The sequence below is a fragment of the Ruegeria sp. AI3 genome (assembly GCF_056541245.1).
On record NZ_JBQFYA010000045.1, the window covers coordinates 1 to 1391 of the forward strand.

Sequence of the window (1391 nt, forward strand, 5' to 3'; positions counted from 1 at the left end):
TCAGCTCAAGATAAGCCCAACATCATATTCATATTTCTAGATAATTTTTGCTGGTGCGAACCTAGGCTCATGGAGACGGCATAATCCGTGTCGCGGCGACCCCCATGATGGACGCTCTCGCTGCGGAAGGATTACGACACACGAACTTCAACGTCGAGAGTCAGTGCACGCCGTCCCGCGCAGCGACCATGACAGGACGATATGGCATTCGGAGCGGAAACCATACAGTCCCACTGGGAGGCGGCGTTTACGGTCTGACTCAGTGGGAAGTCACGATGGCCGAGATGCTCAAAGACGCTGGATACAACACGGCCATGTACGGAAAATGGCACCTTGGATGGACCGAAGGGCGCTATCCAACGAATCAAGGATTCGACGAGTTTTACGGTGTTGAAACCACGGACGTTACAGTCTGGCGCACGCTTCCGGGATTTGCTGAAGCCAACATGGAAGAGCCAGTTGTGATGCAGGGTATTGCAGGCGAACCGGCGACCGTTGCGCGGGACTACGATCTGGACTATCGCGGCGAGATAGATGGCGACCTGACGAAAAAGGCCATCGAATTCATCGAAGCTAAGAGTGCCGCAGACGCGCCGTTTTTCATCTATCTTGCATATACGCAGACCCACTATCCAAACATCGCGTCCGAGGAGTTTGGTGGCGCTACTGGAAACGGCGTCTGGGCCGACATTCTACTTCAAACAGATAGCTATATTGGACGTATCGTTGGTGCGATCGAGGCGGCAGGCGTTTCCGACGAAACCGTGGTGATTTTTACTGCAGACAACGGCCCCGAAGCTCTTCCGGTTGGAAACGCCAATGTCTCGCCGGTTCCTGCGGTACATGGTACTGCGGGGCCATGGCGCGGCACTCTGTTCACCAGCCTCGAAGGCAGCATGCGCGTGCCTTTCGCCATCAAGTGGCCGGGGAAGATCCCCGCTGGTTCAGAAAGCAATGACGTTGTCCACTCGATGGACCTTTTTCCAACACTGGCGGCATTCGCGGGGGGCAAAGTGCCGGACGACCGGGCATTTGATGGCATCGACCAGTCCGAGTTCTTTCTGGGCGTCCAGCCGAGATCGAACCGAGAAGGCGTGATCGTTTACATGGGCGAACAGATATTCGGTGTAAAATGGAAGGACTGGAAAGTTCTGTTCAAAGAGAACACAACAGCCTTTGGCGCGACGGAGTCTTTCGACACACCAAGGGTCTACAACCTACTGAATGATCCGCATGAGCGTGAAAGCGTACTCTTCCCGCACACATGGGCGGCCGAAAAAGCGCTGCCGCAGTTGCAGGAGCACATTGCTACCTTCGAGGAGTTTCCTCCGATCCCCCCAGGAACGCCGGACCCCTACGAACCACCCACTGACTGAAGGGCGGCTTTGTCC

General features: G+C 55.6%; 1 protein-coding gene. It reads left to right on the forward strand.

Annotated features, from left to right (window positions below):
- The first annotated feature begins 104 nt into the window (after window positions 1-104).
- Window positions 105-1376, forward strand: a complete 1272-nt coding sequence (locus ACRZ95_RS22870; RefSeq protein WP_170681777.1) for a sulfatase-like hydrolase/transferase — start codon at window positions 105-107, stop codon at window positions 1374-1376.
- The last annotated feature ends 15 nt before the right edge of the window (window positions 1377-1391 follow it).

Excerpts from the sequence above, each read along its gene's own strand:
- ACRZ95_RS22870 (WP_170681777.1), top strand. The coding sequence starts at position 105 with ATGATGGACGCTCTCGCTGCGGAAGGATTACGACACACGAACTTCAAC.